The sequence below is a fragment of the Deinococcus fonticola genome (assembly GCF_004634215.1).
Taxonomy (GTDB): Bacteria; Deinococcota; Deinococci; order Deinococcales; family Deinococcaceae; genus Deinococcus; species Deinococcus fonticola.
Genome location: NZ_SMMH01000033.1, coordinates 20,114 through 40,017 on the forward strand (window position 1 = coordinate 20,114; position 19,904 = coordinate 40,017).

The following is a 19,904-nucleotide window of genomic DNA, read 5'->3' on the forward strand; positions in this document are numbered from 1 at the left end:
ACGCTCCGGTCATGCCCGTGATTGCCGTGGACAAGCCCCTGCACCTCACCTCGCACGACGTGGTCAGCCGCGCCCGCCGCCTGCGCGGCACCAAACGGGTCGGCCACACCGGCACCCTCGATCCCCTGGCCACGGGCGTGCTGGTGCTGTGCGTGGACGACAGCACCAAAGTCGTGCAGTTTATGGAGCGCGACAGCAAGGATTACCTGGCATGGATTTCACTGGGCGCAGGCACCCCCACGCTAGACGCCGAAGGGCCGGTGGAACAGGTGTTGGCGGATGAAAGGTGGAGCGTGGATGAACAGCGCGTGCGCGAGGTGCTGGCGGGCTTCACCGGGCCGCAACAGCAGATTCCGCCGCAGTACAGCGCCATTCAGGTCGGAGGGCAGCGCGCCTACGCGGTGGCGCGGGCCGGCGGGGAAATCGACCTCCCCGCGCGCGACATCGTGATTCATGGCCTGGAGTTGCTGGGCGTGTACGCCAGCCTGCAGGACGCGCCCCGCACATTTAACCCGGCGGACTGGTCACCCGCGCAGCAAGGAATGACCTTCACCCTGCCTGAACCGCTGGGAGTCTTCCCTACCCTGCTGGTGCGGGCCAGCGTGGGCAGCGGCACCTACCTGCGCTCGCTGGCGCGGGACGTGGGCGCGGCCCTGGGCGTTCCCGCACACCTCGGCGGCCTGGTGCGCACCAGGGTGGGGCGGTACAGCCTGCGCGACGCCGTACCGCTGGAGCAGGTGGCCGAGGCTCAGGGTCTCCCCGATCTGGCGGCCCTCGACTTCCCGGTCATCCACGCCGACGAACGCACCGCCCGCGAACTCCGGCAGGGCAAACGCCCGCTGCACCCCGCCCAGGGCCGCCACGTGGTTACGCTGAACGGCGAACTGGTGGCCGTCGTGGATGGCGACGGAACACAACTCAAGGTGGTGCGGGCCTGGGCGTAATCCTGGCCGTCACGCTCTTGCGTGAAGGTAGGAAGAGAGCCACTCGATGCCGTCCAGAACAGGCATCGCCACTCTGAATAAAGAGAATTGACCCTCATGTTCAAACCATAAGCAGTTCCCCGCCTGCCAGGATTTTCAGCACGGCCGCCCTGCGTTTCCCGCGACGCAGCAGGAGCCGTGAATGTCGCCCCACAACGCAAAGCCCCCTCCGGTCGGGAGGGGGGCATGGGGAACAGTGGCTGAAGAGGTAAGGGCTTCAGTGCCGCAGGTAAGCCAGAATCAGGTCACGGGTGGCGCCCAGCGCATCCTGGTGCATCCGCTCGTAAGCGTGGCTGGCGTCCACGCCGGGGCCGATCAGGGCGACGGGGTAATTGCCGCCGGCCCGCCAGGCGGCGCTGCCGTCGCTGCCGTAGTAGGGGTAGATGTCCACCCGCAGGTCGATGCCGTGTTCGGCGGCGGTGCGGCGCAGGCGGTTGCCGAGCAGATGGTCGTAGGGGCCGCTGCTGTCGGCCACGCACAGGGTCACGGCGTGTTCGCTGCTGGTCTGCCCTTCCCCGACGGCGGCCATGTCCACGGCGATCAGTTCGTCGGTGTGCGCGGGGATGCCGGTGGCGGCGCCGTGCCCGACCTCCTCGTAGGTGGTGACGTGAAAATGCGCGGTGCGCGGCGCGGGGTTTTTCAGCAGGTCACGGGTGGCCTCGATGAAGATGGCGACGGCGGCCTTGTTGTCCAGGTGCCGGGATTTGATGTGCCCGCTGGGCATGAGGCGCGGGCGGGCATCGAGGCTCACGAAATCGCCCACCTGAACACCGAGGGCGCGGGTGTGCTCGGCGCTGGTGCTGAGTTCGTCGAGGCGAACTTCCATGACGCTCTGTTCGCGCTTCATCTCGCGCAGGGCGGGGCCGTGCACGTGCGTGGACTGGCGAACGTTCACGACGGTGCCCGTCACGACGCGCCCGGACTGGGTGTGGACTTTCACGTCCTCACCCTCGATGGTGGCCCAGTCGTACCCGCCGAGCATGAACAGCAGCAGGCGTCCGTTGCCTTTGATGCCTTTGACCATGGCGCCCAGCGTGTCCACGTGGCCGCTGAAGGTGACGTGCCCTTCGCCCGTGCCCGGCACTTCCCAGGTGAGGGCGCCTTTCTTGGTGCGCTGGGACTGCACGCCCACTTTGCCGAGTTCCTGCTCGATGAGTTGCACGGCCTGCTCGGTCATGCCGGTGGGGCTGGGCGTGTCGAGCAGGCGCAGCAGGAACTCGGTCGTGTCGGGGGCGGTGGGTTGGGGTGGAGCAGTTTGGGCTGGGTTCATGCGTTCTCCGGTTGAGGTGTGGGGGTGAAAGCGGCGCCATCGACCTGGTAGCCGTGAGCGCTGGCCTGCGCGGTCATGCTGGCGTTTTCGGGTGAATCCTCCAGCGCCAGGAAGCGGATTTGCCGGACGGCCCGCGCCCGCAATTCACCGTCGAGGGCCGAGGTGGCGAAGGCATCGGGTTTCACGGCACGCAGCAGCAGGTCGCCCGTTTCGGTGCGAAAGTCGGGGTGCAGAATCCAACCGCGGCTGAAAGTTTCGTGGTCGCTGCCCGCCTCGCCGTCCCACTGCACGATCACGATCAGTTCACCGCGAGCGCGGGCCTCGTCGACCTCGTGAGCCCAGGCGCGGGCCAGTTCGCGTTCCTGCGGGTGGTGTTCCAGATGGTGACGCTGAACGTTCAGCAGCACCAGGGCGCGGGGCGTCAGGGACATGAGGCCGATGATAGATGATGGGGGCGCCTGCGCCAGTGCCGGTCCGTGCCAGGCGGGCGGCTCAGGCCTGGTCTTCTTTCACGGTCATGATGCTGAGGCCGGCGTCCACGTAGATGGTCTGGCCGGTGATGCCGCTGCCCAGGTCGCACAGCAGGAAGAGGGCCAGTTTGCCGACTTCCTGCGGGGTGGCGTTGCGTCCGAAAGCGGCGTTGCGTGCGCCCTTGTCGTACAGGCCGCCGAAACCGGGGATGCTGCGCGCGGCGATGGTGCGCATCGGCCCGGCGCTGATGGTGTTGATGCGAATTTCACGGCTCCCGAAATCCGCCGCGAGGTAACGGGTGGCGGCTTCCAGCGCGGCCTTGGCCACACCCATCACGTTGTACTTGGGCACCACCTGCTGCGAGGCGTGGTACGTGAGGCTGATAATGCTGCTTCCCTCGCGCAGCAGCGGTTCGGCGTGGCGGCAGCAGGCCACCAGCGAGTACGCACTGACACCCATGGCGGTATTCCAGTCGTCCGGGGTGGTCTCGATGAAGCGGTTGTCCATCGCGGCCTTAGGAGCGTAAGCAATCGCGTGAACGAGGTAATCCAGCCCGCCGAATTCCTCCTTGACGCGGGCAAACAGGGCGCTCAGGTCATCCTCGCTGGTCACGTCGGCCTGCTGAAGCCAGGTGTTCTCCTGGCCCTGCGTGAGTTTCTCCAGTTCTCCTTTCAGGCGCTCGCCCTGGTAGGAAAAGCCCACGTGGCACCCGGCCTGAAGAAGCTGGTCGGCAATGGCCCAGCCGAGACTGCGGGCGTTGGCGACGCCCATGACAAGGGCGGTCTTACCGGAGAGATCAATGGTGACACTCATGAACGGCAATGTAACGCGAATTGGCATTCGGTTGCTGGAACAGGTGCAAATGGGAGGCGCAAAAACCTTTTCGCCGGCTGGCCGACGAGCTCTGCCGACTCTTTCCGCTAACCAGAGAAAGAAAAAAGAGGCCGTTTGCGTTCGGCCTCTGGCAGCAAAGAAAGCGCCTCAGTTCCGGCTGTCGGGGCTGCCCTTGCTCTTCTCCTCGGCGCGGCGGCGCAGTTCGCTGGCCAGGTCGCCAAAGTCGTCGGCGCTGGGCAGCATACGGCGCGACTGGGTTTTGGACTCCTGCACGATGCGCTTTTGCTCCTGGCGCACGCTGGGCGGCAACCCGGCCCGCTTGCGCTCGAAGTAGTTCTGCGCCAGCCGGCCCAGCGCGAACGTCCACCCGTACACGGCGGGCGCGGTGATCAGGCCGCCGATGACCGGCAGGGCCATTTTGGCCAGGCCCCGCATGACCTGCCGGGCGGCCAACCCGTAAGCCACGGTGGCCCCCAGTTCCTGAGCAATTTCAGCGGCGCGTTCGGGCGTGATGTCGAAACCGTAAATTTTGCCGATGTGCAACACCATCTTCACCTGCACCGGCGTGATCAGCAGGATGTCGGCAAAAGGAATGGGTTCCACGGCGACGGCGCCGGACAGCATGGCGGCACTCTTGATGACCTGTTCGGCGTTCTCGTCGTTGCTCAGTTGCGGGTCGACGTCGAAGTTGAAGTTGTCGAGCATTTGCTTGATCAGCGGCAGCATGACCGGAGTGTACCCGCCCGCCGCGCGCGTGCGTGAGTCCATGCTGATAAGGGGTTTACGTCCGCGCAGGTCAGGGCTGCGCCGTGAACGTCCAGGTCGCCCCCTCGGCGCTGAGGCGCAGGGTGTCCCCGTCGAGCTGGGCGCTGGGACTTGACGCCAGAAATTCGGGCAGGCTGGGCACCCTGTCCATGCCCGGGCAGGCCATGCGCGTCAGGGCCAGCGCCCCGACCGTGACTCGGCCCCCGCGCCACTCGGCGCTTCCGCTAAAGCTGTTGCACCCGTCCGAACCGGAGACGCGGCCCGTCCCGAACTGTACCGTTACAGGTTTCACGGTGCGGCCCAGCGGCTGCCCCGCCACCGTTTTCAGGGTAAAGGTGCGGCCCTGTACGTCCTTTTCGCCCACCGTCCGGAGCGCCGCCTCCGGACGTCCGGCGCGCGTCAGGGTCAGTTCTCCGCGGCTGTTGCGCCAGGTCACTGTGTCGCCGTTCCAGGTGACGGCGACTGGAATGCCCAGAATGTCCACCACGGCAGTTTCTGCGGCCATGTCCTGGCAGAGCATCATGGTCATGCCCAGAGCGGACACGCTGAGGGTGCGGCCCTGCACCACGACTTTCCCGAACAGCTGGTTACACCCGGCGTTGCCACGAAGTTCCAGGCCGGCAGCCCCTTCTTCGATGGTGAAAGCCGCCTTCTTCGGCAGCTTGATGGGCTGCCCCCGGTGAATCAGGGTCGCCAGTTGCCAGTCGCCTGGCATGGACGCGGATGGCGGCGGGTTGTCAGTCACACTTTTTCCTCCGGTGGAGCCTTGAAAAGTCATGAAACGCTTTCCCTCACTGTAAAGAGTGAGGGTCTGGCCCCTGATCTCGAAGCGCCGGGCGCTTTGCAACAGGTTCAGGAAGTCGGCTTCCAGACTCAGGGCGTGATCCGGGCAGTCGCTGGTGCCGGACAGCTTCAGTGGCGCGATCTGCATATTCCGGCCCTTGACCGTCGCCCAGCCGGAGAACCCCTGACAGCCCGTCCAACCAGTCAACAGGCCGCCCGGCATCACCCTGAAGGTGGGGCGGCGCAGCCTTGCACCCGGCGTCAGGGCTTTGCCTTGCGGCGCAATTTGCGTCATCGTCCACACGGTGCCCGTCAGTGGCGGGGAATTCGGCGCGGCGGCGCGAGCGGACGTGAGCAGCAGGGCAGCCAGAACAAGCATCTTCATGTCAGGTCATGGTGCTGTTCCTTCATGACGGGCAGGTGACTGACTTCACATCAAGCGAAGGGCACGTAAAATAAAAGCCACGCAGACAGCGAACTGAGTCAGCAACAAGGGAGTAACAAGCATGGAAGACCGCCGTATCCGGGTACTCATCGCCAAACCAGGCATGGACGGCCACGACAGAGGCGCCAAAGTCGTGGCGCGCGCCCTGCGTGACGCCGGCATGGAAGTCATTTATACCGGTCTGCGCCAGACCGCCGACATGATCGTGAACGCCGCCATTCAGGAAGACGTGGACGCCATTGGCCTCAGCGTCCTGTCCGGGGCGCACATGCACTACTTCCGTGAAGTCCGGCAACTGCTCACCGAGAAAAACGCCGACGATATCATCGTGTTCGGTGGCGGCATCATCCCCGATCAGGACTTGCCGACACTGGAGGAGCTGGGCGTCGGCAAGGTCTTCACCCCTGGCGCCAGCACCGAAGACGCCGCCGCGTACCTGCGCGAGGCCGTGGCGAAACGCTGGGCCAAGCAGTAAGCACTGGCAACCCGCCTACGACGCGCTAAGCGTAAAGGGCCACCTTCCATCGAAGAAGGTGGCCCTCTTTCTTTGATTCATCACGGCGCTCCGCAAAGGGGACGGACGAAGCCAGAGGCCGGTGAAGGAATGGCCCCAGCTTCTTACCCTGTGTTCCGCACGCCGGCCGCAATGCCTTGCAGGGTGAGCATGAGTGGCGTTTCCAGTTCGTCCAGGCCGCCTTCGTGACTGCGCGAGCGGCGCAGCAGCTCCACCTGAATGCGGTGGATGGGGTCGATGTACGGGTTACGCAGGCTGATGCTTTCGCGCAGGCGGGGTTCGTTCGCCATCAGCTCGGCGCCCACGACTTCCTGTACGGCCTGTACGGTCTGCGCGTACCTGTCTTGCAGGTGCTGCGCCAGGCGCCAGTTGCCGTCCGTATCGTCCACCAGGCCCAGGTACTCGGCAAAGATGAGCAGGTCGCTCTTGGCCAGACTCATCTGGGCATTGTCCAGCATGGAACGGAAAAACGGCCACCCGGCGTACATCTCGCGGGCGGTGTCCAGGCCGATGGTGTGCAGGCCCTCGGCCAGGCCGTACCAGCCGGGGAGGTTCAGGCGGTTTTGCGTCCAGCTCATGACCCAGGGAATGGCGCGCAGGTTGTTCAGCGTGGGCGCTCCGGGACGGCGCACGGGGCGCGAAGCGATGTTCAGGCGCGAGATCTCGTGGATAGGCGTGACCTTTTCGTAAAACGCCAGGAAGTCCGGGTCTTGCACGAAAGTGCGGTAGGCCTGGGCGCTCGAATGGGCCGCGCGGGTCATGGCGTCCACCCACGCGGCGGGCGGGTCGGATGCTGGGCGGGCGGCGGCCAGGATCATGCCGTACAGGGCCTGTTCCAGGTTGCGGCGGGCCATCACCGGGTGGCTGTACTTGTCGGCCAGGGCCTCCCCCTGCTCGGTGATGCGCAGGCCGGCGTCGATGGTACCGGCGGGCTGCCCCAGGATGGCGCGCGAAGCCGGGCCGCCCCCACGCCCGATGCTGGTGCCGCGCCCGTGGAAAAACCGCCAGCGCACCCCGGCGCGGCGGCACACGTCGCTGATCTTGCGCTGCGCCTCGTGCAGGGCCCAGTTGGCGGCGAGGAAGCCGGCGTCCTTGTTGCTGTCGCTGTACCCCAGCATGATTTCCTGAACATCCTCCCCAAGGACGGCGCGGTACTCGGGGATGCTCAGCAGTTCCCACACGATCTGTGGGGCGCGGGTCAGGTCGTCCAGCGTTTCGAACAGCGGCACGGGCAGTACCCGGAAGCCCACCTCACGGGCCAGCAGCAGGGGTTCGAGCACGTCCGACACGCTCTCGGCCATGCTGATGACGTAATGCCCGAAGGCCCGCGGCCCGGCCGTGCGGGCGGCGGCCTGAACCTCGCGGATGGGGCCAAGAACGGTTTCCAGCTCCTCGGGCCACTCTTCGCCGGCCGGCCACAGCGGTCGGCGCGAGCGCAGTTCCCGCGTCAGAAGTTCCTGGCGGGCGTGTTCCGGCAAGCCCAGGTAATTAGCCTCCACGCCGGCGGCGCCCAGCAGCGCGGCAATGGCTTTCTCGGTCTGGCCGCTGTGTTCGCGGATGTCCAGGCTCACGAGGTGCTGCCCGAACGTGCGCGCGATGGTCAGCAGGGGCGTCAGAAGCTGCTCGGCGGTGCGCTGCTGTCCCTCGGCCTGCAGGCGGGCCGCCAGCTTCTCCAGGCGCGGCAGGAGTTCCACCGGCTGCCCGTCCCGCACGGCGTCGTGCAGTTGCTTCAGTTCCTGACGGTACGACCCCTGGCCCTCTTCCTCATGACCCTCTTCTTCCTGGCTGAGGTGAGTAAACGCCAGGCTGATGCGCTCCAGCAGCAGCTCGCGCGCCCTGGCCCGGTGCAGCTCCAGCGCCTGACGGGTGGCCCCCGGCGTCACGAAGGGGTTGCCGTCGCGGTCACCGCCCATCCATGAGCTGAACCGCAGCGGCAGGCGGGCGGCCGTGTCCTGACCGTACACCTGACGAAAAGCGCGCTGCAGATCCTGTTGCAACAGCGGCAGGGCACGGGCGATGCTGCCCACGTAGTGAAGGCCGCCTTTCACTTCGTCCAGCACGGTGGGTTTCAGGTGGCGTAGTTCCGGCGTGTGCCACAACGCTTCCACATGCGCGGCGATCCGCTCCAACGCCTCCGTCCCCGTGTCCGGCAGGTTCATGTCGGGCAGGTCGTTCGCCACGTCCAGCAGGTGGTGGCGCACCGTGCGGCGGCGCATTTCGGTGGGGTGCGCGGTGAACGTCAACTCCAGTTCCAGCCTGTCCAGCAAATCCTCCGCCTGCCGGGCGCTCAGCCCCTGCGCTTTCAGGTCGGTCAAAGCCTGCTCCAGGCTCTGCGACCGCACCCCCCCCTGAGCGCGCAGCACGCGGACCCGCTCGTGTTCCTCGGCCAGATTCACCAGCTGGAAGTACCAGGTAAAGGCCCGCGCCAGATTGGACGCGTCCTCCTCCGGGAGGCCCGCGATCATGGTTCGCAACTTGGCGTCGTCTCCCCCGGCCCGCACTTCACGTACCAGCGCCCGCGTGCGCTCCACGAGCCTGAAAAATTCCTCGCCTTCCTGCTCCTTCAGCACCACACCCAGCGTGCGGCCCAACGTGTTGACATCATCACGGATCCCCATAAAAATTCCTCCAGGTCGCGGCGGATGGCTCGTGAAGCGTGACGGGTGATGAGGCAAGAGGTTCAGCCTTTTTCCACGATCGACGTTCCACGTTCCAGTGTTACCCTTCTTCCACGTAACGGTAACGCTCGACGCTGGTGGCCTGGCCGCCCTCCATCTGGACAATCACGCCGTTCAGTTCGGCGGGACCCTCGGCCACACTGTAACGCTGCGGCAATTCAGTCAGGAATCTTTGCAGGGGACCTTCGGGGTTCGACCCGATGACGCTGTTGTGCGGCCCGGTAAAACCGGCGTCCGACTGGTACGCGGTGCCGCCGGGCAGGAGGCGCGTGTCGGCGGTGGGCACGTGGGTGTGCGTGCCGATCACGGCCGCCACGCGGCCCGCGAGGTGCCAGCCCATCGCCATCTTCTCGCTGGTCGCTTCGGCGTGGAAATCCACGAAGATACTGCCCAGATCGTCACGCTCCAGCAGGTGGTCGATGGCCCGGAAAGGGTTGGCGACGTGATCCATGAACACCCGGCCCAGCAGGTTCACCACGGTCAGCCGCTCGCCTTTGACGTTGAAGGTGCGGAAGCCCACGCCCGGAGCGCCCGGATCGCTGTAGTTCAGGGGCCGCACAATGGGAAACCGGCCCTCGTCGGCGACCATGGCATATACGTCGCGGTTATGCCAGGCGTGGTTGCCCAGTGTCAGGCAGTTCGCGCCCGCCTGCAACGCCGCGTCGGCACCCTCGCGGTGCAGGCCGAAGCCCCCGGCGGCGTTCTCCATGTTCACGATAATAAAATCGAACTTGCTCCGGATGGTCGGCAAGTGCGCCGAGAGCACCCGCCGCCCCGGCTGCCCGAACACATCCCCGATGAAAAGAACCCGCATGAAGGCAGCCTAGAGCATTTGGAGCCAGACTCTCCAGCAGGTCGTCAATGGCAGCCCCAACTCCCCCGCTTGCCACCGCATAACCGCCACAATGAATAAACTCTGCATAAACGAGTTGTCGTGAAAACGCTTGAAGTTCAGGGCGCCGTCTGGTTAACTGACCCTATCTGGGGGAGTAGCCGCCCGCGTTCGGGAGTTATCGAACCGTCAGTACGGAAGTCAGAGACTTCCCGGTTCATGACAGCAAAGGCCAGACTTGGACAGAATCCATCCGTGCGAATGGAGTCCAGGGGCTGTCGTTCGCTCGTTTCTGGTGTGGATTTGAAGGAAACGAAATGCTCCCTAACGTCGTGAAGTTCCGTCGGCTCAAAGACCATCCGCTGTGTGCCCATCAGGTGAACGCATGATCGAAACGCTGTTCAGCTGGATGAGCCAGCCCGAAGCGTGGCTGGCCTTCGGCACGCTTCTGCTGCTCGAAGTGGTGCTGGGGATCGACAACGTCATTTTCATCAGCATCCTGGCCGGAAAACTGCCGCCCGATCAGCGCGCCCGCGCCAGAACCATCGGCCTGATAGCCGCCGCCGTGACGCGCCTGATGCTGCTCGCCAGTATCGCCTGGGTGGTCAGCCTGAAAAACGAGCTCTTCACGCTGTTCGGCATGGGTTTTTCGGGCAAAGACCTGGTGCTGCTGGGCGGTGGCCTTTTCCTGATGTACAAGGCTGTCAAGGAGATGCACGAGCTGCTGGAGGGCGGCGAGCACGATGAAGCGTCCCCCACCCGCGCCGCGGCCGCCGGGTTCGCGGCGATCATCGCGCAGATCATGGTGCTGGACATCGTGTTCAGCCTCGACAGCGTGATTACCGCGGTGGGCATGGCCGACGACATCGGCGTGATGGTCGCGGCCGTGGTCGTGACCGTCGCCATCATGCTGTTCGCCGCCGGCCCTATCGGCGAGTTCGTGCAGCGCCACCCCACCGTCAAGATGCTGGCCCTCTCGTTCCTGCTCCTGATCGGGGTGAACCTCGTCGCGGAAGGCTTCGGCTTCAAGATTCCCAAGGGGTACACCTACTTCGCCATGGGCTTCTCGATGGCCGTGGAATTCCTGAACATGCGCATGCGCCGGGGCAAGGCCGTGACGCTCAAGCAGCCGGACGAACTGAGCGAAATGCACTGACCGCAGTTCAGTGGCTAGTGGTGACTGACAAAGACCCGCCCTCAGGGGCGGGTTTTTTCATGGTTTCAATCTTCCGGCAGGAACAGTGCCGCGCTGGGACACCACTCGCGCAGGACGCATGCGGCGCACAGCGGTTTCTGGCTTTTGCAGGTTTCCTGACCGTGATCCACGCCGGAGAGGTGCAGGGCGTAGCGGGTTTCCCAGTCGCGGGGGATGGCCTCGTCGAACCACCCCTCGACTTTGTTGGCGTTCCACCTGGCGGGAACGAGTTCCAGGCGTTTCGTCCAGCGTTCGATGTGGCTGTCCACGGGCATGGCGGGGCGCAGCAGGTCGAACAGCATGACCAGGCTGGTGGTTTTCATGCCCACGCCAGGCAGACTTTCCAGGGTGCGGCGAATCCCGGTGTCATCCAGGTCACGCAGGAAACGCAGGCTCAGTTCTCCCCGGCTTTCGGCCAGGGCGTGCAGGACGCCGTAGATGTAATCGGCTTTCATCCGCGTCAGGCCGCCGCCCGCCTGCCGCAAGGTGGCCTCGATGCCGTCCGGGCCGTCAGCGAGTGCTGCTTCCCAGCGCGGGTAGACGGCGTTCAACGTTTCCCACTGCCTGGAGGCCACGCGGCGCGTATTCTGCTGCGCCAGAATCACCCGGATGACCCCGTTGAGGGGTTCGGCAAACCGGCGCGGGGCGGGCAGGGTGGGAAGGTAGTGTTGACGCAGGCGCGTCAGCACCTCCGGCATGAAGTCCGGGGGTGGATTTGATTGTGTGAGTGCGGGGCGAGGGGACACCAGCCAAAAGTAGAGCTTTTCTGCGAACGAAAGAGTAACGTCCCTCTGATGTAAACTTTCCTTGACAAAAAGGACAAGGAAGGCTTACATTCATGTCAAGGAGGATTGACATGAAAGAGCCAGAAGCACGGATTCCCAAGCGTGAACAGGCTGTCAGCAAATTGTCCATGTACATGGGCCTGATGGGTGGCCTGCTGGTGCTCCTCGGCGGAATCGCTCAGAACTACGGCCAGAGCCAGCCCAGCCCCGGGTTTATCGGCGGCTTCGGCCAGGGCGTCACAGTCACGTTGCCGTTCTTTTTCGTTTTCCTGGCCGTAAAAATCATGACCATGCAAGACGAGTACGCGCGTCAGTTGCAGTTTCACTCTGGCTGGATCGCTTTTACTGCCACCATGCTGTTCAGCGGGTTGATGTTGGCTCTTGAACCAATCCTTCACTTCCAAACCCCCACCTGGGCTTACCTGGGCGTGGGAATGCTGAGCTTCGGCGTGGCAACGCTGATCCTCGGCTGGCGGGATCGCCGCACAAACTGACCCCATGGAAAACCACATTCGCGCCCTGCGAAATTCACGCGGCTGGACTCAAGCTGACCTGGCGGTGGAACTCGATGTCAGTCGCCAGACCATCAACGCCCTGGAAACTGGGAAGTACGACCCCAGCCTGCCCCTAGCCTTCCGCATCTCTTACCTGTTTGAACAACCCATCGAAAGGATTTTCATCGACCCGGACAGGCCGCCCAGATTCAATGAAGCCCCACCTGAACCAGCCGCGGCTGACCCGCGCTTCGAGTATCAATCGTGTCCCGCCAACGCCCTCAACGAACTGGAAACCCTGAAAACGATGGGAGAACTGGGCTGGGAACTGACTGGCGTGTCCCTGAATCAACTGGATTTCCGCCGCTCCACCACGCCACCCGCCCCTAAATGGCTGTATCAGCGCCTGAGCGGGGTGATCAGCCAGCAGCAGAAGCAGGAACTGGCCCATCAGGGCTGGCAGTTCGTCACTTCATGGCTGGGTATAGCCTTCCATTACTTTAAGCGGCCCCTCACCTGAATTCCTTCAGTTCAAGCAAAGGAGCAACATGCTCGACATTCAAAACTTGACCAAGACCTACGGGAAATTCACGGCCCTGAACGACGTGAGTTTCACTGCCCGTGAGGGCGAAGTGTTCGGCCTGCTCGGCCCGAACGGTGCAGGCAAAACCACGCTGCTCAGAACGCTGGCGACCCTGCTGCAACCCACGTCCGGCAGCGCCAGCGTGAACGGCTTCGACGTTCGGAAGCAACCCGAGGAGGTTCGCAAAATCATCGGCGTGGTGAACGGCGGCATGGGCCTGCCTGCCCGCCTCAGCGGGCGCGAAATCCTGCAATCCTTCGCGGGCCTGTACGGCATGACCGCCGGGCAGACGGAGGCGCGAATCGCTGAACTGGACGCGCGGCTCGACCTGGGGCGCACGCTGGACGTAAAAGCCGGCGAGTACAGCACCGGCATGAAACAGAAGGTCGTGATTGCCCGCGCCGTCATTCAAGACCCGGCCGTGCTGATTCTGGACGAGGCCGCCAGCGGACTGGACATCTTCGCCCGCCGCACCCTGCTGGACTTCGTGTTGCAAAACCGCGCCCAGACCGCGGGAAACGGGGGCCGCCTGACGCTGTACTCCACGCACGTCATGTCCGAAGCCGAGGAAGTGTGCGACCGAGTAGCGATCCTGCACCTGGGGCAACTCCTGACGGTGGACACCATTCCCAACATCCTGGCGCGAACCGGCGAAAGCAACCTGGAGCGGGCTTTTTTCACGCTGGTAAAGGGGGTCGAGAAGAATGCGGTTTGACATGCTCTGGAAAATCGCGCGGCGCGACCTGCTGTCCACCATCCGCGACCGGCGTACCCTGACCAGCACCATCCTGATTCCCCTGCTGCTCATTCCGCTGTTCACGCTGGGGCTGCCGCTGCTGCTGGGCAAACTGATCGGCGGGCAGGCCGAATCCAGGCAGAAGGTGGGCGTGGTGGGCACCCTGCCCGCAGGCCTGCGTGACGCCCTGACCCGCGACGAGAAAACCCCGGACGGCAAGACATTGCGCGCCGGGGTGGAACTCGTGAACGTCACGAACCCCCTGAAAGCCGTGCAGAGCGGGGAGGTGGACGCGGCCCTGAAGACCGCCAGAGCCTTGCCCGCCCGCGCCGGGGACAGCACCGGGGAACTGGAGCTGTACGCGAAACTGTCTAACCTGAAAGCCCAGACGGGCGCCTACGCCAAAGTGCAGGCCACCGTGGAAGCCTACAACAAGACCCTCACCGTCGAACGCCTGAAGAGCCTGGGGCTGAGCGCCGCGGCCCTGACGCCCATCAGCGTGACCTCCGTGGACGCCAGCCCCCCGCAAGAACAGAAAAGCGGGCAACTGGGGTTCCTGATCCCCATGCTGATGCTGCAATTCATCCTCAGCGGCGCCATGGCGACTGCCCTCGACGCCACCGCCGGCGAAAAGGAACGCGGCACGCTGGAAAGTCTGCTGGTCTCCCCCGTGCGGCGCAGTGAAGTGGTCGCCGGCAAACTTCTGTCCACCACCCTCACCGCCCTTGTGACCGCCACCTTCAGCCTGATCGGGTTCCTGCTGGCGGGCCTGGCCTCCAGCGTCCTCATGCGGGGCATGGATCAAGAGTTCACGCAGGCCATGGGCGGGCAACTCACCCTCACCGCTGGCGGCCTGATCGCCATGATCGGCATCGTACTCAGCGTCGCCCTGCTCATCAGTGCCATTCTAATCGCCCTGTGCATCTACGCCCGCAGCTACAAGGAAGCCCAGACCTATGTGACGCCCCTCTCGCTCCTGATCGTGCTGCCCGCCGTCACGCTGCAATTCAGCGACTTCCTGAAAAAAGGAGACGCGCTGTACGCCGTTCCCCTCTTCGGCAGCATGATCGGCATCCTCGACATCGTCAAAGGCACCCTCACGCCCGGCCACGCTCTTACCGCCATCGTCGTCAACCTCGTGGGCACGCTGCTCCTGGCCCTCCTGGCCCTGCGCAGTTTCGGACGCGAAGAAGTCATCTTCAGGAATTGATCCCTCACTCTCCGGGCCTTTCCCCTCTCTGCTTCGCAGCTTTTCAAGTCCCACGCGGGAAGAGAGGAAAGGGCAAACCATAGAGCGGCCCAATCAACAAAACCGCTCAATCAGACCGAAGGCCGTCGGGCGCGAAGCGCACGGGCCGGACGACGCGCACCCGGACGTTCAGAATATTCGGCCCTGCGGCCTTAAACCACTTCCCAAGGCCAATAAGCGCCCCTATCCCACCCCTGCCCAGTGCAACGCTAGCTCCCCCTGCCCTCTGGGTAGGGGGCGGGGGGGGTGGGTAACCAGGTAGCAACCTCAAACCCCGCCTCATCAACACCAAGCCGCAACATCGCCGCCCTTGCCGTTTCCGCCCCCCACAACATACTTGCCACAGCAAAAGCCGCGTGCAGGGCCGGAAGCCCACTGGGCGTACTCCACAAAGTGCCGTCCTGCACCACTTCCCCAGCGCGAACATCAGCGGGCTCGTACCCCCACACGGTATCTACCAGTTCCGGGGGGCTGCCGACCACGCGGTTTTTCAACAGGCCACTTTCCCCGGCCAGGAGAAGGCCGCTGCCACTGACGGCGGTGGGCAGGTCACGGTGCGTTTGCAGGAAGGTCTTGAGGAGGGGGTCGCGCGCCGCTTTGGCAGCGCCGGGGCCGCCTGGCAGAAAGAGCGCGGCCGGTTCGGGCAACGCGGCGTACAGGACGTGTGGGGTAGTGACCAGCCCGCCGGCGGTGACGATGCTGGCGCGCGAGCGGTTGACGGTTTTGACGGCGTCGGCGCTGCCCCCACTTTTAGTGGCACACACACGGGCGAGGCTGAGCATGAGGCTCAGTTCGAGTTCGCTGACGCCGGCATACACAGGAATGGCGATGACTGGCCCGGCGTAGGGCTGTTCGGCCTCAGGGGGCGTGGGTTCAGTCATGGCCGAGGGGTTTCAGGCGGTACTCGCGGCGCGAGAGGGGCGGCCCGACATGACCGTGCTGAAGCAGGTGGTCGGCAGCTTCCTCGCTGAGGCGCTCAACTTTCAGGAGGTAGGCGTGGGCGGTGCCGGGCGAATCGAAGCGCCGGGGGTGCGGGTCGCCTTCGACAAGGAGGTCGAGCCAGCGAATCATAGTTCGCGCAGGTCTTCCCAGAGTTGCCAGCCGACCCCTTCGGGCGTGCTTTCCAGCAGGGGGCCAAGCGCGCCGCTGGCGGCCAGGGCATCCTCGTGCAGAGAGTCGTTGCTGGGGCGTTCCTCGTAAACTTTCAGCACGGTGAACTGGTAAAAGGCCTGCCCGGCGGTGGGCTCGCCGTTCTCAAAAAAGGCGAAGGGGGGCGTGACGTCGTCCCAGAGGACGTGGGCATTCTCGTCTTCGGGGGTGCGGGGCGTCAGGTCGAGTTCGCGCGGCAGGAATTGTTCGAGGTCGACGTCGGCGTCTGCGGGGTGCCACACGTACCCTTGGAGAAGGCGAATGGCTGCACGCTCGCCAGCCTGCGTTTGATCGGCACTCACGCCTAGCAGTTTACCGAACAACAGGCCGCGCCGACGAATCTATGAAGGAAGCGCCGTGAGTTAATGCCCGGTCGTGCGTCCGTAGAGCTTCAGGTACTGCTGGGCCGGGCCGCTCCAGCTGAAGTCGAGGGACATGGCCTGTTCGGTGCGGCGCGCCCAGTCGGCGGGTGGGGTGTTCAGGGCCGCGTTGCAGGCAATCGCCAGGGCCGTGGGTGTGGCCTCGCGGAAATGAAACCCCACGTCGTGTGGCACAGTGTCCACCAGGCCGCCGGTTTCCCGCACGACGGGCAGGGTGCCGTAGCGCATGGCGATCATCTGCGAGAGGCCGCACGGCTCGAAGCGGCTGGGCATGGCGAAGGCGTGCGCTCCGGCGTAGATGCGGTGCGAGAGGGGTTCGTTCATCCCCTGCGCGAAAGCCACGCGGGGGTGCTGCGCCCACCCGACAAGCGCGGCGGTCAGGAGGGGATCACCGCCGCCGAGCACCACGACGTTCCAGTCCTTGACCAGTTCCGGCAACGCTTCGATGAGAATGTCCATGCCTTTCTGCTCGGCGAGGCGGCTGACCGTGGCGAGGATGGGCGCCTCATCCAGCCCGAATTCCTGGCGTAAGGCGGTCGTGGCGGCCTGTTTGCCTTTCAGGTCGCTGAACGCGGGGATGTCCGGGTCGGTGCGGGGGTTCCAGCGTTCCTGATCGAGGCCGTTGATGATGCCGCTGAGCCGCCCTTCGATGCTCAGGCGCGTCAGCAACCCTTCGAGACCCTCTCCGTACTGCAGGGTGGTGATTTCCTGTGCGTAGGTGGGGCTGACGGTGGTGACCTGGTGGGCGAAATTCAGACCGCCTTTCATCAGGTTGACTTCGCCGTAGTATTCGAGGCCGTCGATGCTGTAAGCATGGTGGGGCAGGGCCGTCCAGGCGCGGCCTTCGTGCATGTTCCATTTGCCCTGGTACTGCAGGTTGTGGATGGTGAAGACGGTGCGCAGCTGCGCCAGGCTGGCCAGGGCCACCACCAGGGCGGCCTGCCAGTCGTGCCCGTGGAGGATGGTGGGCCGCAGCCCGAGACGCGCCAGCACGGGCAGTACCGCCCGCCCGAACATGCTGAAGCGGTACACGTCATCTTCGTGGTAAAGGCCGGGCCGGTCGAAGGGGGCCAGCCCGATGAACACGTAGCGCACGCCATCACGGCGTTCCTCAGCCACCCGGACTTCGCTGACATCACCGGGAAGTTCATTCAGTTCGCCGCGCCACACCTCAGACACCGTCCCGGACAGGGTGGCGTACCACGGGCTGACGACCGTGACTTCCGCGCCGGCCCGCGCCTGCTCGGCGGGGAGCGCCCCCAGAACGTCGCCCAGGCCACCGGAACGCGAATACGGGAACACTTCCGACGCCACGTGAACGACATGCATGCCCGCACTGTACTCCCCGATCTGCGCCCGGACGTCAAAACGTTTGAGCATTCACAAACGGATGAAAACAGGGGTAGGGAAAACGGCTGAGATGTCGGAAGAAATCCGTTCTGGACACCTCGACGCCTCACCTGCTTGACTTCTTGTATACATGACGGGGCTGGCACCCTTCCGGCGTACGCTGGGGCGTTTGACAAGCCTGACGGGCGTTGATACACTTCCCCTCGCCCTGATTCAGGGTGAAGGCCAGCAAGCTGTAGGGGCCTTTAGCTCAACGGTCAGAGCAGTCGGCTCATAACCGATTGGTTGCCGGTTCAAATCCGGCAAGGCCCACCAAGAACAATTCCCGGTCAGGGCGGTTAGCTCAGTGGTAGAGCATTCGCTTCACACGCGAAGGGTCGTAGGTTCAAGTCCTATACCGCCCACCAACAGAAGAGAAAAGCGTTCTAGACGGTAAATTACCCGAAAGGACGCTTTTCTGATTTTCACCCCTAGTCGTCCGGTCATACGGAAGGGGGAAAATATGAATATCAGGCAAGCTATAGAGGCGTTCCAGTTGGAACATAAAGCGCGTGGTAGTCGTCCCAGAACGGTGGAATGGCATGGGGAAGTGCTGGGAATCCTGCTGAGACCCATGCTGGACGCTGAGGTTTCAACGCTGGACGTGTTCAAGGTGAACGAGGTACTGAACAGGGACGTGAAACCTAATACCCTCGCCAACTACGAAAGGTCATTACGGGCGTTCACCAACTGGCTTATTGGCGTGGAAGTCCTTCAACGCGACCCGTTCAAGGGCAAGAAACGCGTCAAACAGGTGTTTGAAGCCAAGCGCACCCTTTCCCACGTTGAAATTCAGGCACTTTTCAGGGAAGTGAAGGCCATTCCCCGGTGTCAGTCTCGCAACATGGCGCTTCTCGCGTTGTTCCTCGACACGGGCTTACGCGCTGCTGAGGTTGCCCGTCTGAGGCTTTCTGACGTGGATTGGGACACGGGAACCCTGAAAGTGGACGGTAAAACCGGGCCGGGAACAGTGGCATTTGGCAGGCAGACGCACAAGCTGTTAAGGCGATACGTCACCCATGCCCGGAAGTCCCTTGACCCTCACCTGTTTGTCTTTGACGGCAATCCTGTGACCTCTGCCAGCCTCAGCCGATGGGCGAAACGCCTGGGCCAACGCGCCGGGTTAGGCGATGACGTTGGGTGCCACACCTTCCGGCGCACCTTCGCCACGTTGTGCATTTCCAACGGAATGGACTTCTACAGTCTCCAACGGGCGATGCGCCACAGCACGCCAGCCATGACGCAGCGTTACATCAACCTCGACTTCTCGCACGTCCGGCGTCAGATTGACCGTGCTGGCCCGTTGGCAGGGCTTGTCCTGCCGGACTGAGAAGGGTTGAATAATCGTGATAGACCTTTCTTATGCGATAGATAACATCACATACTAAAAAGTCTACAAAGTCCTCGCCAGCAAAGGAAAATTATCAGTTCCTCGCCCGGTTCAGTACCAGGGACGCCCAACGCCTAGAAGAACTGGCGACATTGACTGAAGCGCCGAAATCGGATGTGCTGCGTGAAGCTGTCCGGCGTTACCACAAACAAGTGACCGGGCAAGATACGCTGAGGACAACCCATGAACCCGAATGATGACCAGTTCAGTAAAATTCAGGAACAGTTGAGAGACGGCATCATTCGGGATAACGCAGACGACTTCCTCAGCTTGCGAGACTTCAGCACACAGCCACAGCCCAGGCACGTCCGGCACAGAATGACCGGGCAACAAAGGAATGACGCTGAAGCGTCCTACATGGCAACCATCATGAAAACTTTGCTGGATGCCCAGAAGCACGGGAATCAGGACAAAACAAAGACCATTCTTCAAACGACAACCCGCTATTTGACTGAACTTGAAGGCCAGTTGCACCCCGTTGGAAGACCTTACCTAGTTGCTGGAATTGAACACACAGCTTCAGGAACACCACGCACAACCACAGAAAGCCTTGAGGTTGCTGCTGAAAACTTCCGGCGTGCCGTTGTCGCTGGCAGACTTGACCACGCCAGGGCGTACCTTCAGGCTGTTTCAACGCTGCTGGATAAGCAGAACCAGAACAGGGCCAGAATGCGAAAGGCGGCGCAAAAGCGCCGGAAGCCCAACGAGGGGTGAATATGCGCCGGAAATCAGTCCACATTTCTATTCGACTGGAACGTGAAACGCTTGACCTACTGTAGATGGTTGCCTTGCGCGAAGGCAGAAGCGTAAGCGCCATTGTCAGGGAGTCAGTCAAGCGCCTCAGCATTGAACGTGGAGTGAACCCCTGAACGCGGACAGAGGAGCAAGGGATGTCGCCCCGGTCAGCCCGTAGGCTGATCAGCAGATGGAGGGAGACGGACAATGCCCGGACGAATGCACAGCCGCGAATTCAAGCTCG

General features: G+C 63.7%; 21 protein-coding genes and 2 tRNA genes. 11 read left to right on the forward strand and 12 right to left on the reverse strand.

Annotated features, from left to right (window positions below):
• Nucleotides 1–11: 11 nt before the first annotated feature.
• The gene (gene truB / locus E5Z01_RS15745) at nucleotides 12–944 is read left to right on the forward strand and encodes a tRNA pseudouridine(55) synthase TruB (protein ID WP_135230227.1); all 933 of its coding nucleotides are present in this window, start codon (nucleotides 12–14) and stop codon (nucleotides 942–944) included.
• Between the two features lie 256 nt (nucleotides 945–1,200).
• Here the strand turns inward: truB and E5Z01_RS15750 are convergent, their stop codons facing one another.
• The 5 genes from E5Z01_RS15750 to E5Z01_RS15770 all read right to left on the reverse strand — a co-directional run bounded on the left by E5Z01_RS15750 (nucleotide 1,201) and on the right by E5Z01_RS15770 (nucleotide 5,491).
• Complete coding sequence (locus tag E5Z01_RS15750; protein WP_135230228.1) at nucleotides 1,201–2,253, reverse strand: M42 family metallopeptidase; 1,053 nt, start codon at nucleotides 2,251–2,253, stop codon at nucleotides 1,201–1,203.
• A complete protein-coding gene (locus E5Z01_RS15755) occupies nucleotides 2,250–2,684 on the reverse strand; it encodes a cysteine hydrolase family protein (protein ID WP_167757965.1) in 435 nt (144 codons plus the stop codon). The genes E5Z01_RS15750 and E5Z01_RS15755 overlap by 4 nt, the downstream gene beginning before the upstream one ends.
• 61 nt (nucleotides 2,685–2,745) lie before the next feature.
• Nucleotides 2,746–3,537 carry an enoyl-ACP reductase FabI gene (locus E5Z01_RS15760; RefSeq protein WP_135230229.1) on the reverse strand — a complete coding sequence of 264 codons (792 nt, stop codon included), beginning with the start codon at nucleotides 3,535–3,537 and terminating at the stop codon, nucleotides 2,746–2,748.
• Between the two features lie 168 nt (nucleotides 3,538–3,705).
• A complete protein-coding gene (locus E5Z01_RS15765) occupies nucleotides 3,706–4,284 on the reverse strand; it encodes a YcjF family protein (protein ID WP_135230247.1) in 579 nt (192 codons plus the stop codon).
• A 70-nt stretch (nucleotides 4,285–4,354) separates the two neighbouring features.
• Nucleotides 4,355–5,491 carry an META domain-containing protein gene (locus E5Z01_RS15770; protein WP_135230230.1) on the reverse strand — a complete coding sequence of 379 codons (1,137 nt, stop codon included), beginning with the start codon at nucleotides 5,489–5,491 and terminating at the stop codon, nucleotides 4,355–4,357.
• 121 nt (nucleotides 5,492–5,612) lie between these two features.
• Between E5Z01_RS15770 and E5Z01_RS15775 the strand changes: the two genes are divergently transcribed.
• Nucleotides 5,613–6,026, forward strand: coding sequence for a cobalamin B12-binding domain-containing protein (locus tag E5Z01_RS15775; protein WP_135230231.1), 414 nt, complete (start codon nucleotides 5,613–5,615; stop codon nucleotides 6,024–6,026).
• A gap of 143 nt (nucleotides 6,027–6,169) precedes the next feature.
• Here E5Z01_RS15775 and E5Z01_RS15780 read toward each other — a convergent pair whose 3' ends face one another.
• Nucleotides 6,170–8,683: a phosphoenolpyruvate carboxylase gene (locus E5Z01_RS15780; RefSeq protein ID WP_135230232.1), complete on the reverse strand. Its 2,514-nt coding sequence runs from the start codon at nucleotides 8,681–8,683 to the stop codon at nucleotides 6,170–6,172.
• A 100-nt stretch (nucleotides 8,684–8,783) separates the two neighbouring features.
• Entirely contained in the window at nucleotides 8,784–9,557 is a 774-nt protein-coding gene (locus tag E5Z01_RS15785; RefSeq protein ID WP_135230233.1) for a TIGR00282 family metallophosphoesterase, read from the reverse strand.
• 403 nt (nucleotides 9,558–9,960) lie between these two features.
• Here E5Z01_RS15785 and E5Z01_RS15790 point away from each other — a divergent pair, with 403 nt between their 5' ends.
• A complete protein-coding gene (locus tag E5Z01_RS15790) occupies nucleotides 9,961–10,731 on the forward strand; it encodes a TerC family protein (RefSeq protein WP_135230234.1) in 771 nt (256 codons plus the stop codon).
• A gap of 65 nt (nucleotides 10,732–10,796) precedes the next feature.
• Here E5Z01_RS15790 and E5Z01_RS15795 read toward each other — a convergent pair whose 3' ends face one another.
• Nucleotides 10,797–11,516 (reverse strand): endonuclease III domain-containing protein, encoded by a 720-nt coding sequence (locus E5Z01_RS15795; protein ID WP_240738489.1) that lies wholly within the window; start codon nucleotides 11,514–11,516, stop codon nucleotides 10,797–10,799.
• A 110-nt stretch (nucleotides 11,517–11,626) separates the two neighbouring features.
• Between E5Z01_RS15795 and E5Z01_RS15800 the strand changes: the two genes are divergently transcribed.
• From E5Z01_RS15800 to E5Z01_RS15815, 4 genes are read left to right on the forward strand one after another with little or no spacing between them, the layout of a single operon-like run.
• Entirely contained in the window at nucleotides 11,627–12,049 is a 423-nt protein-coding gene (locus E5Z01_RS15800; RefSeq protein ID WP_135230235.1) for a hypothetical protein, read from the forward strand.
• Between the two features lie 4 nt (nucleotides 12,050–12,053).
• A complete protein-coding gene (locus E5Z01_RS20460; protein ID WP_135230236.1) occupies nucleotides 12,054–12,569 on the forward strand; it encodes a helix-turn-helix transcriptional regulator in 516 nt (171 codons plus the stop codon).
• 28 nt (nucleotides 12,570–12,597) lie between these two features.
• Nucleotides 12,598–13,347 (forward strand): ABC transporter ATP-binding protein, encoded by a 750-nt coding sequence (locus E5Z01_RS15810; protein WP_135230237.1) that lies wholly within the window; start codon nucleotides 12,598–12,600, stop codon nucleotides 13,345–13,347.
• Between the two features lies 1 nt (nucleotide 13,348).
• Nucleotides 13,349–14,578 (forward strand): ABC transporter permease, encoded by a 1,230-nt coding sequence (locus tag E5Z01_RS15815; protein ID WP_135230238.1) that lies wholly within the window; start codon nucleotides 13,349–13,351, stop codon nucleotides 14,576–14,578.
• A 248-nt stretch (nucleotides 14,579–14,826) separates the two neighbouring features.
• Here E5Z01_RS15815 and E5Z01_RS15820 read toward each other — a convergent pair whose 3' ends face one another.
• From E5Z01_RS15820 to E5Z01_RS15835, 4 genes are read right to left on the reverse strand one after another with little or no spacing between them, the layout of a single operon-like run.
• Nucleotides 14,827–15,498: a type 1 glutamine amidotransferase family protein gene (locus E5Z01_RS15820; protein ID WP_240738491.1), complete on the reverse strand. Its 672-nt coding sequence runs from the start codon at nucleotides 15,496–15,498 to the stop codon at nucleotides 14,827–14,829.
• Nucleotides 15,491–15,688 (reverse strand): hypothetical protein, encoded by a 198-nt coding sequence (locus tag E5Z01_RS15825; protein ID WP_135230239.1) that lies wholly within the window; start codon nucleotides 15,686–15,688, stop codon nucleotides 15,491–15,493. Before E5Z01_RS15825 ends, E5Z01_RS15820 begins: the two co-directional genes overlap by 8 nt.
• The gene (locus E5Z01_RS15830; RefSeq protein WP_420810855.1) at nucleotides 15,685–16,077 is read right to left on the reverse strand and encodes a DUF3208 domain-containing protein; all 393 of its coding nucleotides are present in this window, start codon (nucleotides 16,075–16,077) and stop codon (nucleotides 15,685–15,687) included. The genes E5Z01_RS15825 and E5Z01_RS15830 overlap by 4 nt, the downstream gene beginning before the upstream one ends.
• A gap of 51 nt (nucleotides 16,078–16,128) precedes the next feature.
• Nucleotides 16,129–17,475: a glycogen synthase gene (locus E5Z01_RS15835; protein WP_135230249.1), complete on the reverse strand. Its 1,347-nt coding sequence runs from the start codon at nucleotides 17,473–17,475 to the stop codon at nucleotides 16,129–16,131.
• Nucleotides 17,476–17,735: 260 nt separating this feature from the next.
• Here E5Z01_RS15835 and E5Z01_RS15840 point away from each other — a divergent pair.
• The 4 genes from E5Z01_RS15840 (at nucleotide 17,736) to E5Z01_RS15855 (ending at nucleotide 19,639) form a co-directional block, all read left to right on the forward strand.
• Nucleotides 17,736–17,811, forward strand: a tRNA-Ile gene (locus E5Z01_RS15840).
• 17 nt (nucleotides 17,812–17,828) lie between these two features.
• Nucleotides 17,829–17,903: transfer RNA gene (locus tag E5Z01_RS15845), tRNA-Val, on the forward strand.
• A gap of 95 nt (nucleotides 17,904–17,998) precedes the next feature.
• Nucleotides 17,999–18,865: a tyrosine-type recombinase/integrase gene (locus E5Z01_RS15850; protein WP_135230241.1), complete on the forward strand. Its 867-nt coding sequence runs from the start codon at nucleotides 17,999–18,001 to the stop codon at nucleotides 18,863–18,865.
• A gap of 243 nt (nucleotides 18,866–19,108) precedes the next feature.
• Entirely contained in the window at nucleotides 19,109–19,639 is a 531-nt protein-coding gene (locus E5Z01_RS15855) for a hypothetical protein (RefSeq protein WP_135230242.1), read from the forward strand.
• Nucleotides 19,640–19,904 lie beyond the last annotated feature (265 nt).

Excerpts from the sequence above, each read along its gene's own strand:
- E5Z01_RS15810 (WP_135230237.1), top strand. The coding sequence starts at position 12,598 with ATGCTCGACATTCAAAACTTGACCAAGACCTACGGGAAATTCACGGCC.
- E5Z01_RS15780 (WP_135230232.1), bottom strand. The coding sequence starts at position 8,683 with ATGGGGATCCGTGATGATGTCAACACGTTGGGCCGCACGCTGGGTGTG.
- E5Z01_RS15790 (WP_135230234.1), top strand. The coding sequence starts at position 9,961 with ATGATCGAAACGCTGTTCAGCTGGATGAGCCAGCCCGAAGCGTGGCTG.
- E5Z01_RS15820 (WP_240738491.1), bottom strand. The coding sequence starts at position 15,498 with ATGACTGAACCCACGCCCCCTGAGGCCGAACAGCCCTACGCCGGGCCA.
- E5Z01_RS15825 (WP_135230239.1), bottom strand. The coding sequence starts at position 15,688 with ATGATTCGCTGGCTCGACCTCCTTGTCGAAGGCGACCCGCACCCCCGG.
- E5Z01_RS15775 (WP_135230231.1), top strand. The coding sequence starts at position 5,613 with ATGGAAGACCGCCGTATCCGGGTACTCATCGCCAAACCAGGCATGGAC.
- truB (WP_135230227.1), top strand. The coding sequence starts at position 12 with ATGCCCGTGATTGCCGTGGACAAGCCCCTGCACCTCACCTCGCACGAC.
- E5Z01_RS15785 (WP_135230233.1), bottom strand. The coding sequence starts at position 9,557 with ATGCGGGTTCTTTTCATCGGGGATGTGTTCGGGCAGCCGGGGCGGCGG.
- E5Z01_RS15760 (WP_135230229.1), bottom strand. The coding sequence starts at position 3,537 with ATGAGTGTCACCATTGATCTCTCCGGTAAGACCGCCCTTGTCATGGGC.
- E5Z01_RS20460 (WP_135230236.1), top strand. The coding sequence starts at position 12,054 with ATGGAAAACCACATTCGCGCCCTGCGAAATTCACGCGGCTGGACTCAA.
- E5Z01_RS15750 (WP_135230228.1), bottom strand. The coding sequence starts at position 2,253 with ATGAACCCAGCCCAAACTGCTCCACCCCAACCCACCGCCCCCGACACG.
- E5Z01_RS15800 (WP_135230235.1), top strand. The coding sequence starts at position 11,627 with ATGAAAGAGCCAGAAGCACGGATTCCCAAGCGTGAACAGGCTGTCAGC.
- E5Z01_RS15755 (WP_167757965.1), bottom strand. The coding sequence starts at position 2,684 with ATGTCCCTGACGCCCCGCGCCCTGGTGCTGCTGAACGTTCAGCGTCAC.
- E5Z01_RS15770 (WP_135230230.1), bottom strand. The coding sequence starts at position 5,491 with ATGAAGATGCTTGTTCTGGCTGCCCTGCTGCTCACGTCCGCTCGCGCC.
- E5Z01_RS15765 (WP_135230247.1), bottom strand. The coding sequence starts at position 4,284 with ATGCTGCCGCTGATCAAGCAAATGCTCGACAACTTCAACTTCGACGTC.
- E5Z01_RS15850 (WP_135230241.1), top strand. The coding sequence starts at position 17,999 with ATGAATATCAGGCAAGCTATAGAGGCGTTCCAGTTGGAACATAAAGCG.
- E5Z01_RS15835 (WP_135230249.1), bottom strand. The coding sequence starts at position 17,475 with ATGCATGTCGTTCACGTGGCGTCGGAAGTGTTCCCGTATTCGCGTTCC.
- E5Z01_RS15855 (WP_135230242.1), top strand. The coding sequence starts at position 19,109 with ATGAACCCGAATGATGACCAGTTCAGTAAAATTCAGGAACAGTTGAGA.
- E5Z01_RS15815 (WP_135230238.1), top strand. The coding sequence starts at position 13,349 with ATGCTCTGGAAAATCGCGCGGCGCGACCTGCTGTCCACCATCCGCGAC.